Here is a 10,432-nt window from a genome sequence, read left to right as displayed (position 1 = left end):
GGGCGCCGTTGTTGGCCGCCGCCTCACTGGCAAAGTATTCTATCGTCAGGGTGCCTTCTTCTGCCCCTGTCTCTTCGTAGATAAAGTCTTCGTATACCGTAAGGTCGATAAAGGTCTGTGCATTCTGGTTGTTACTGTCGGTATCGTCGCACAGCTCCATATCTTCCAGGTCAGGGGCCTGTGGTGCGGCCGTTACGTATAGCGTGATGGCATAAGGGGCGCTAAGGCAGCCGGTCTCATCGTTGGTGGCTACTACATAAATTTCCTGCTCGTAGGCTACCATGTTTACATAGCTCTGCGGGTTAGGGATGGCGTTAAAGCCGTTCTCTGCATCCCACTCGCTCTCATAGAACGCTACGCTGATGCCTACACCGTTATTGACCATGTCTTCCACAAGGGCTTCAAGGTCAAACGTGGCATAGCCGTCGCCATCGGTATCACACTCGGTCGTCTCTGCAGCTGTTGGCACTACCAGTACCGGAAGCGGCTCTACGCGGATGTCTAACAACACAATCCTGAAGCAGCCTGTCTCGGCATCGGTTACACGTACAAATACCGTTTCAACGCCCGGCTCTACGTTGGTGTAGGCATCAGGGGTGGTAATGAACGGTGTACCGGCTACGGCCTGCGCATACGTGTCGTGGAAGGTTACATCCACACCAAATGCGCCGCCTGTGATCTCGTCTATCCTGCTTGTCAGGTCAAATTCTTCCCTGGCATCGCCTGTGTTGTTTACATCACAAAGGCTGTACGGTACCGGCTGGGTTACTACCGGTAGCGGGTTTACAATCAGCTCAAGCTCTACTACATCATAGCAGCCCGTAGCATTGTTGGTTACCCTGATGTATACCGTAGCGCTCGGGCTGTTGTAGCTGCCCGGTGTGGCGATTACAGGGAAGCCGGCATCGGCCGCATCCTGCGTGCTGTGGTAGGTTACCGTATATTGCGTTGGGTCTAAACTACCCAGTACTTCCGCATTGTATTGTGCGATGTTGAACACCCCGATACCATCGGTATCGTTTGTGCCGTTGTCGCAAAGGGCATAAGGGCCGTCCGGCGTGGTGGCCTCAGGTGCAGGGTGTACGATCAGCTCCAGCGTGGCTACATCAAAACACTCCGTCTGGCTCGATTCTACCCTTAGGTATAAATTGGTCATTACGCTCTGGTAGGCTACAATCTGGCCCGCAGTTAGTGCATTGGTGCCAAAATCGGCATCCTCAGGGGTTTCGTGTACTGTTACTGTTACCGTGCCGCCCAGTGCAGACTCGATAAAGGCAATTGTGCTGCTCAGGTTGAATACCGCAAAGCCGTCGTTGTTAGGGTCGCACTCTTCAAGGGCGGCTAATTCAGGGGCGATTGGTGCAGGCAGTACTTCTAACGTTACAGGGCTGATAATCGTACAACCGGTAGCTACGTCTTCTACCCTGGCATAGATTGTGGCATTTGGTGAGGCGTAAGGCGATACCAAGTAGTTGTCATCCGCGCCGGCTACGGCATCTTCCATAGTGGCATAGTACGCTACCGAATAGCCTGCCGCGCCCTGCGTGATTACAGGGTCGATCTCATCAAAATCAAAAAGGCCTACCCCAGGGGTGTCTTCACACGCATAGAACGGGTCCATGTTCTGCGCAATTACAGGTAGCGGGTTTACTACCAGCTGCAGCACCGCCACATCTGAACAGCCAAAGCCGTTCTCTACGCGTACCCAAACCTCGCCCGTGGCACTCTCGTGTGCCGTGGCATCGGCCAACGGGCTTGTGCCGGCAATGGCATCGCCTTCTGTAGCATACCAGCTTACCTCTGCATCAGGGTCTGACGTAGCCTCGCCATTCTTCGTAGTCAGGTCAAAAATCTCAACTCCGTCTGGCGAGTTGTTGTCGTCGCAAAGAATGTAGGGAGCTAAGGCCTGGATCTCAGGACGTGGGTGTACGATAAGGTCTACTTCTACTACTGTAGCACAGTTGGTTGTAGTGCCTGCCGTTACCACCCTTACATAAACATGTGGGTTCTCTGCATCATCAGGGAAATCTACTGTTGTGTTTACATAGTTGGTAAGACCGGTTACATCATTCTCTCCTGCCTCAGCGTCTTCTATCGTATTGTGGTAGGTTACCTCTAAACCTGTCTGGTTGCCAATGATCTCAGCTCCCGCAGGGGTTATGTTAAAGACACCGTAGCCATCGTTGTTATCATCGCAAACCTCTATAGGGCTGGCTGTGCCTACAACGGGGGCATGGTCTATAGTAATATTAAATATATATTCATCAGTACACAGAATAGTTGCAGCTGTTCCTGTTTGTGCATATATATAAAGTGTAGTAGTTGTAGTGATTTCTGTAGTAGGTGGAACTATATCTCCGGTACCGCCCGGGCCTGTGTAGTACTGGCCTACGTTTAATGCCGGAAGCACATAACTTTCACAGGCAAATACAGCAGCAGGTTCATCAACTTCAGGTTTTTGATATATTGTAACTACAAAGCTATCTTCACCACTACAAATGTTAGGCGCTATACCTTCTTCAGCATATACATATATGGTAGCGGTTTGTGTTATAGTAGCTCCTTCTTGAAGTAGAGTACCATTTCCGGCAGGACCGCCGGTTTGTGTATAATAGTTCCCTTCTGCTAATGCAGGAAGCACATAAGGCGCATCGCTACATGCAAAAGCATCAGCAGGCGCTACAGGCTCAGGCAGCGGGGTAACATCAATGATAAATGAAGTTGTTGAATAACAATCTTCATCATCAGCATTAGTCATACGTACATATATAGTAGTATCTCCGGTAGTGAAGTTATCAGGCGTTTGAATAGCACCTGTATTCTCTTCAGCACCTAATGCCGTAGTATGGTATGTAACTATATTTTCGTTAGGATCCTGGCCGGCAAGTATAGTACCTTCCTGTGCAGTAAGGTCAAAAGTTTCTGTACCGTTATTATCTGTATCACAAGCAAAAAGGTCTTCAGGCTCACCTGGCTGAGGCGCAGGGTTAGCAAAAAGATCAAATGACATGATTTCTGTACAAAGTGTAAAGTAATCCATAACACTTACATATACAGTTTCACCTTGTCCGGGTGCCTGATACGTTGCAGGTGTCATAATAATAGGAAAACCTTCAATTGCATCAGCCTGATTTTCATAGAAGTAAATCTGATAATTATTAGGATCTTCATCTCCTAAAATAACATCTATATTTTCCTCAAGGTTAAATGTATAAGGAGCACCACCTGTAGCACATATAACCAAATCTTCAGGCTCATTTATAGGAAGCGGGTCGGGAGCGGTAACCGTAACTGAATCAGAAACAGCATCAGAACCACAGGCAGGGTTAGTTATTACAACAGTATAAGTACCTGGCGAATTTATTGTAAGTGTAAATGATTCAGCACCTGGTATAGCATCAGCACCGTTATACCACTGTATTTCGGTAAGTGCAGGGTCATAGTTACCTTCCGGAGTAAACTGAGCCGTTATGTTTGCTGTAGTGTTAGGACAAAGCGTAAAATCTTCACCCACAGTAAGCGGACAAAGAATCGCACAGCTTGTTGAACCCGCACCCGGCTGCCCAATATTGCTTTGTTCAAAGCTAATCTGGCCGGCCTGGTTACTAAAGTTGGTCATCAATATTACATAATATTGACCCGCAACAGCATTGTTTATAGTTAAAGATTCAAAGGCTGAGCCAGAATAACTACAACCTACCTCAGTATTTGAATTCAGGTTAGCAGGTCCATAAATTGGCGGTGGACCAACGAAAGGACCCCAGGCAATAAAGTCAACATCAATAGGGGTACCGGCGTTGTTATACTGCTCCATTTCAAAGGTAAGGTTACCACTGGTACCTATCTGGAAATAAAACCACGCAGGATTAGGCTCAGAACCTAAACACCCGTAACTGTCAGCTGCAGAGTTAGGGTCTGCCGGCGGGCTGTTAGTGGTGTTAGGAAACGTAATGTTGATGTCTGCACATAATGGCTGCATGGTGGGAGCCGTGTTGCCTTGTCCAAACATGGCGCTGGTAATTAAACCAAGAACACATAATAAGTAATACTTCTTCATGTTACTACAAACAATTTTTAAAACGCGAAATTTACAATAAATTGATCCAAACCTACAACAAAAAATATTTTTTTTGATATAACAGCCCAAAAGCACTTTTCCCTAACTAAAAATCAAAATTTTTTTATTTTTTTTCATTTGGCACCCAAATACCATTTTCATTTACACCAAATCCTATTAAAAAATATTTTATAGTTATCTTTGCCTCCTGATTTTTTTACAATTAATATAATGATCAACTCAGATAATAGCAGAGACGAGATAGGCGACGACCACATTGCCACAAGTGCTAAAAACCCTTTAAGAGACGACGCTTTTGACATTAGCGACGACGAAAAAATAAACCTTATTAAAAAAGACGTAGAAAGCATACTCCTTACACTGGGTATGGACCTTACTGATGACAGCCTTAAAGGCACGCCAAACCGCGTAGCCAAAATGTTTGTAAAGGAAATATTTGGCGGTTTAAACCCAACCCGAAAGCCGGGGTCATCTACCTTTGAAAACCACTACAAGTATGGCGAAATGCTTGTAGAAAAGAATATTACCATTTACTCTACCTGCGAGCACCACCTGCTTCCTATAGTGGGCCGTGCACACGTGGCATACATTAGCAACGGTTCTGTAATAGGGCTTAGTAAAATGAACCGTATTGTAGATTATTATGCCAAGCGCCCACAGGTTCAGGAGCGCCTTACCATGCAAATTGTACAGGAACTGCAGCAAGTGCTGGGCACCCAGGATGTTGCCTGTGTTATAGATGCCAAGCACCTTTGTGTAAACTCACGCGGCATTCGCGATATAGAGAGCAGCACTGTAACATCTGAATTTGGCGGTAAGTTTAAAGAAGAAGCCGTAAGGAGGGAATTCCTTGACTATATAAAGCTCGACACCCAGTTTTAAGCCCAAAACACCCTAATTATATATGCACCTGTACCAAAACCAGCAGTTAAAGATATACAACTCAATAAGCGGCGATAAAGAAACCTTTGTTCCCCTGCACGAGGGCAGTGTGGGCATGTATGTGTGCGGCCCTACCGTATACAGTAATGTGCACCTGGGTAACTGCCGTACTTTTATATCTTTTGACTTGGTGTACAGATACTTAAAACACCTGGGTTTTAAAGTGCGCTATGTGCGTAATATTACCGATGTAGGCCACATGGAAGACGATGCAGACGAAGGCGAAGACAAGATTGCCAAAAAAGCCCGTATCGAAAAGCTGGAGCCAATGGAAATTGTACAGCGCTATTCGGTTGATTTTCACCAGATACTGGAGCTGTTTAACAACCTGCCGCCCAGCATAGAGCCTACTGCAACAGGCCATATTATTGAGCAGATAGAGACTATAAAACAGATACTTGACAACGGTTTTGCTTACGAAAGCAACGGATCTGTGTATTTTGATGTGGTTAAGTTTAACGAAAACCACCACTATGGCAAATTAAGCGGCCGTAACCTTGAAGATATGCTCTCTAACAGCCGCGAACTAAGCGGACAGGACGAAAAACGAAACCCGGCTGACTTCGCCCTTTGGAAAAAAGCTGAACCCGAGCATATTATGCGTTGGCCATCGCCATGGGGAGACGGTTTCCCGGGATGGCACCTTGAATGCACTGCCATGAGTACCAAGTATTTGGGTAACCATTTTGATATTCACGGTGGTGGTATGGACCTTAAATTTCCGCACCACGAATGTGAGATTGCACAGAATGAAGCCTGTACCGGCCAAAGCCCTGTAAACTACTGGATGCACGCCAACATGCTGACCCTCAACGGGAAAAAAATGGCTAAATCTACCGGTAACAACATATTACCACGTGAAATATTCAGCGGTAACAACGACAAGCTAAGCAAACCGTTTAGCCCGGCAGTTACCCGTTTCTTTATGCTACAGGCACACTACCGAAGCGTGCTGGATTTTAGCAATGACGCCATTACCGCTGCCGAAAAAGGTTACCAAAGGCTTATGGAAGCCATTGAAAGCCTTGCAGTTATACAACCAGCCGCATCATCAAGCCTTGATATTGAGGCCTGGAAACAGCAGTGCTATGATGCCATGAACGATGACTTTAACAGCCCCATACTTATTGCACACCTGTTTGAAGGCGTTAAGTTTGTTAACCTGTTGAAAGACAATAAAGAAACCATCTCAGCAGCCGACCTTGACACGCTTTCTAAAGCCATGCAGGCTTTTGCATTTGATGTGCTTGGCCTTAAGAACGAAACCGCTCAGGAAGCAGGCGATGAAAAGCTTGACGGCGTGGTTAACATGCTGATTGCCATGCGAAACGAAGCGCGCGCCAATAAAGATTTCGCGCTAAGTGACCAAATTCGCGACAGGCTTGCCGCACTGGGCATAGCACTAAAAGACGGCAAGGAAGGCACCACATTCTCAATCAGTTAGACGTGAAAACAGGGCAAATTATTACGCTGCCCTTTGTGCTGCTGGTACGTTTTTACCAGGTGGCCATTTCGCCGGTGCTGCCATCGGCCTGCCGCTACTCCCCTACCTGCTCGCAATACACTATTGAAGCGCTCAAAACACATGGCCTTTTTAAGGGCGGATGGCTGAGCATCAAGCGTATAGCAAGCTGCAACCCCTGGGGTGGGCGCGGTTATGACCCGGTACCTGAAAAAACCTGCCGGCATAAATAGTAACAATTTGATAGCAAAAAGCTGTAACTGATTCAATAATTTTACGACAAACCAGGAAACACATTATAAATGACACAATTTTTAAGCATTGTCTGGAACCAGCCCGATGGCTTTAAGTTAGGCCCCATAACCCTGCACTACTACAGCCTTGGCTTTGTAATTGCCTTTGGTTTAGGATGGTACATTATGAAACAGGTTTACGACCGTGAGGGCGAGTCTAACGAAAAACTGGACAAGTTGTTTGTTTACACCCTGATAGCCACCCTGTTAGGCGCACGCCTTGGGCATGTTTTCTTTTATGACTGGCCTTACTTTAGCCAGCACCCCGAAGAAATCCTGCTACCGGTTAAATTCAGGCCTGAGTTTCAGTTTACAGGCTTTACCGGCCTTGCCAGCCACGGTGCTGCCATCGCCATTATACTGGCAGTGGTTTGGTACAGTAAAAAGGTGATACACAGACCCATACTATGGGTTTTAGACCGTATTGTACTGCCCGTTACCAGTGGTGGTATCTTTGTGAGGCTGGGCAATTTCTTTAATAGTGAGATAGTTGGCAAACCCACAAGTGCCGACCTTTCTACAGCCGTAAAATTCGTACGTAACGAGGAAGTACTTGACGTTCAGGGAGAAAAGGTGCAACTTGCCAAGCATACCGTAACCGGCCTTACCAATACCGATAACGTTAACCAGGCCTACGACCTGATAGAGCATAATGAGCGCTATAAGCCTATATTTGAGGCAATTCCATACCGACACCCGGCACAATTGTATGAGGCATTCCTGTATATCTTTGTGTTTGCCATCATCTTTTATATGTATTGGAAAACCAATGCCCGCAAGCACCACGGCCTTATTTTCGGGGTATTTATGGTGCTTTTATGGGCGGTACGCTTTGTGGTTGAGTATGTTAAGGAAAGCCAGGGCGGTTTTGAGGGCGATAACCCCATCCTTTCAACCGGGCAGTGGCTTAGCATACCGTTTATACTGGTAGGCTTCTGGCTGATTGCCACAGCTAAAAAACGAACCGAAACTTTGTAAGAATACAGCCACCTCCGGGTGGCTTTTTTATTCCTGTAATTTTCTTACAAAATACACTCAAAAAGTGCTTAATTTTTCACTTTTGGAGTTCGATATTCACTATGAAAGTACACAAGTCGAAAGTCAAAAATATGGTACGCATTTTTTTACTCAACAACTTTCCATTCTCTACTTTCCGAAACGCAATTATAGGACATAAAAAAATCCGGCTCAAAACTGAACCGGATTTTTTTATGCTCATGCCGAAAATTATTCCAGCTTAAAATTATAGGTCAATGTCCCTTCCTGAAGTTCGGGGGCATCTTCTTTTGCCGTAAAGCGGGTTGCCATGGCAATGGCCTTCGCGTATGCTATAAGGCACTCTGTTTCGTTAGTGGTACCTTTAGCCACCTTAGCCGTTTTAACGGCCCCTGCGCGGTCTACTTCAATAGTAAATACAACCGTGCCACTTTCATTACAATCGCTTGGCAGGGCGGGTATAATAGGCTTGTCTGTAACAGGCCTTCCTGCAAGCGCCGGCTTATCAATATCTTTAGCGGCACCGCTGTCCTTCTCCTGCCCCATCATAAACATGGGCAGGGCAAGCGCCAGTGCGTATATCAGCTTTTTCATTATGTCTTAATCCGTTACTTTAAAATTATAGGTAATACTACCCACCTGCTTGTCGCTGCTGCCGGCATCCCACTTAGTATCCTGGGCAGCGCTCTTGGCTTTGGCAATAAGGCACGGCGATGCATTAGTACCCCTGCCCGTTTCGGCCTTTATTACTTTGCCGCTGCGGTCTACAGTTATTTGCACCACTACAGTACCATTCTCATTACAGCCGCCAGGCTTAGGCTTGGTAAGTGCTTTGCGGCCTGCCAGGTTGTAATCGCCCACACCCGTACCACGGCCTGCACCACTACCCCCGCCTGAGCCGCTTCCGCTGCCCGGGCCGGTTCCGGTACCATCACCGCTACCCTGTCCGCCGCCACGGCCACCACCGCTTCCGCCATCTCCACTGTAGCTGCCGGAGCTAATGCTGCCGTCCATACTACCCTGGTTACCGGCACGGCCCGTGTTGCCATCTCCATTATTATTCAGCATGGCATCAAGCGCTGCGTTTTGCGGCCTCCTGGGCTGTTCGGGCTTTGGGGTTGCAGTAGGTTTTGGCTTGGGGTTGTCTTCCGGCTTGGCATTCTGCATTCGGGGTTCTTTACGTTCTACAGGCTTGGTGTTGGCCACCGCTTCAGCTTCATCGTCATCGCTGCCCACTATTTCTTCAGCAGGAGGTGCCGGTGCAGGCTGTTCTGCCTTAAACTTGGTAGCCGCATCAAGAAGCTCGCTGCGGTAGTTGGCTCCCATACCATCGTTACTGTTACCAAAATTTATGGTAACACCGCCTCCACCGCCGCCGCCTTCCAGCATTGCAAGTTCAAGCGGGTCGGGGTCGGTAATGGTATAGGTCAAAAAGTACAACGGCAAAAACACCGCCAGGAAAATGACGATGGTAATGGCGGTTGACTCTTTTTCTTCTTTCGTGAATTTTTCCATAGCACTACTGTTTAGAGGTAGCTATAACAAACTTCAGCTTAAGGCGCTCACCTATCTGCAGTACATCTACCATGTCCTGCACCTGCAAATCATACGGGAAACGCACAATAACCGTATTGTCCCCTGATGCCTGCACGTGTTCGGCCAGCTTGGCTTCAAGGTCGTCAAACAGTACGGGTTCCTTATCTATAAAATATTGCTTTGTCTTATCTTCCATAACCAGTACCGAAACGCTCATGTGTGCCTTATCGGTAGTAGCCGTTGTGCGTGCCTTGGGCAGCATCAGCTTAATTACGTTAGGGTTTGCCAGCGTAGAGATAATCAGGAAGAACAACAGCAAAAAGAACATGATATCGCTAAGCGCCGAGGCCGCGATTTCTGCATGAAAGCGTTTATTTCTCCTAATCCTCATTATTTACCTGTAGTTATTATGTTTACAAACTGTATTACCTGCTTTTGCACACGCAGCGCAAAGCTGTCTATCACCATGTTAAAATAGTGGTAGCCGCTATAGGCCACAACGCCCACAATAAGCCCCATACCCGAGCTGATCATCTTTTCATACAAACCCTCAGATATACTGCCTATCGAAATATCGGCCGTTTCAGATATCTGGTAGAAAATCTTGATAACCCCGGCAATAGTACCTATAAAGCCAAGAATTGGGGCAATACCGGCAGCAAGGCCCAGCCAGCCCAGTTTACGTTCCATAAGGCCCAGCTCAACATTGGTTTGCTTTTCCATCATGCCTTCTATTTCGCTAAGCGGGCGGCCTATCAGGCTTATGCCACTCTCAAGTATATTGCCCTCGGCAGTACCCGCCTTGCTGGCTGTTAGCTGTGCAGGCTCAATCTTGCCGCTGCTCAGCTGGAAACGTATTTCATTAATAAGCGCCTCGTTATGCTTGGTGGCCTTGCTGTAATACATGGCCCTTTCTATAATTACATACAGGGTAAAGAATAGTAGCAATATAATAGGGATTACCATTACACCGCCCTTCATTACAAGCGAAAGATAGTTAACCGATACCTCTGTGGTTTGCACCGCAGCGGCGGCAGTGTCTTGTGCAGCGGCAGGAATGGAATCCTGCATTAAAAAGATCAAATTAGTCATGTTAAGTGTAGGTTGCTGTTTTTTAAAGTACTA

At 47.0% G+C, this 10,432-nt stretch carries 9 protein-coding genes; 4 read left to right on the top strand and 5 right to left on the bottom strand.

Annotated elements, in window-relative coordinates:
• A partial coding sequence (locus AM279_RS00605; RefSeq protein ID WP_160316411.1) for a hypothetical protein occupies window positions 1-4,057 on the bottom strand: 4,057 nt, incomplete at its 3' end.
• A 231-nt stretch (window positions 4,058-4,288) separates the two neighbouring features.
• On the opposite strand from AM279_RS00605, the gene folE reads away from it, so the two are divergent.
• The 4 genes from folE (at window position 4,289) to lgt (ending at window position 7,753) form a co-directional block, all read left to right on the top strand.
• Complete coding sequence (gene folE, locus AM279_RS00600) at window positions 4,289-4,960, top strand: GTP cyclohydrolase I FolE (protein WP_054405741.1); 672 nt, start codon at window positions 4,289-4,291, stop codon at window positions 4,958-4,960.
• Between the two features lie 22 nt (window positions 4,961-4,982).
• Complete coding sequence (gene cysS, locus AM279_RS00595) at window positions 4,983-6,464, top strand: cysteine--tRNA ligase (RefSeq protein WP_054405740.1); 1,482 nt, start codon at window positions 4,983-4,985, stop codon at window positions 6,462-6,464.
• A gap of 2 nt (window positions 6,465-6,466) precedes the next feature.
• Entirely contained in the window at window positions 6,467-6,715 is a 249-nt protein-coding gene (gene yidD / locus AM279_RS00590; RefSeq protein ID WP_054405739.1) for a membrane protein insertion efficiency factor YidD, read from the top strand.
• A gap of 69 nt (window positions 6,716-6,784) precedes the next feature.
• Window positions 6,785-7,753: a prolipoprotein diacylglyceryl transferase gene (lgt, locus tag AM279_RS00585; RefSeq protein ID WP_054405738.1), complete on the top strand. Its 969-nt coding sequence runs from the start codon at window positions 6,785-6,787 to the stop codon at window positions 7,751-7,753.
• Window positions 7,754-8,002: 249 nt separating this feature from the next.
• On the opposite strand, the gene AM279_RS00580 is transcribed toward lgt, so the two are convergent.
• The 4 genes from AM279_RS00580 to AM279_RS00565 are packed head-to-tail and all read right to left on the bottom strand — an operon-like array spanning window position 8,003 to window position 10,399.
• On the bottom strand, window positions 8,003-8,365 hold the full coding sequence (locus tag AM279_RS00580) for an energy transducer TonB (RefSeq protein WP_054405737.1): 363 nt from the start codon (window positions 8,363-8,365) through the stop codon (window positions 8,003-8,005).
• Window positions 8,366-8,371: 6 nt separating this feature from the next.
• Window positions 8,372-9,286 carry an energy transducer TonB family protein gene (locus AM279_RS00575; protein WP_054405736.1) on the bottom strand — a complete coding sequence of 305 codons (915 nt, stop codon included), beginning with the start codon at window positions 9,284-9,286 and terminating at the stop codon, window positions 8,372-8,374.
• Between the two features lie 4 nt (window positions 9,287-9,290).
• A complete protein-coding gene (locus tag AM279_RS00570) occupies window positions 9,291-9,698 on the bottom strand; it encodes an ExbD/TolR family protein (protein ID WP_054405735.1) in 408 nt (135 codons plus the stop codon).
• On the bottom strand, window positions 9,698-10,399 hold the full coding sequence (locus tag AM279_RS00565) for a MotA/TolQ/ExbB proton channel family protein (RefSeq protein ID WP_054405734.1): 702 nt from the start codon (window positions 10,397-10,399) through the stop codon (window positions 9,698-9,700). Before AM279_RS00565 ends, AM279_RS00570 begins: the two co-directional genes overlap by 1 nt.
• Between the last annotated feature and the right edge of the window lie 33 nt (window positions 10,400-10,432).

Source organism: Flavobacterium akiainvivens (assembly GCF_001278115.1).
GTDB lineage: Bacteria > Bacteroidota > Bacteroidia > Flavobacteriales > Flavobacteriaceae > Flavobacterium > Flavobacterium akiainvivens.
Note: the sequence above shows the minus strand (reverse complement) of the source record. Positions and strands in the feature narration are given on the sequence as shown.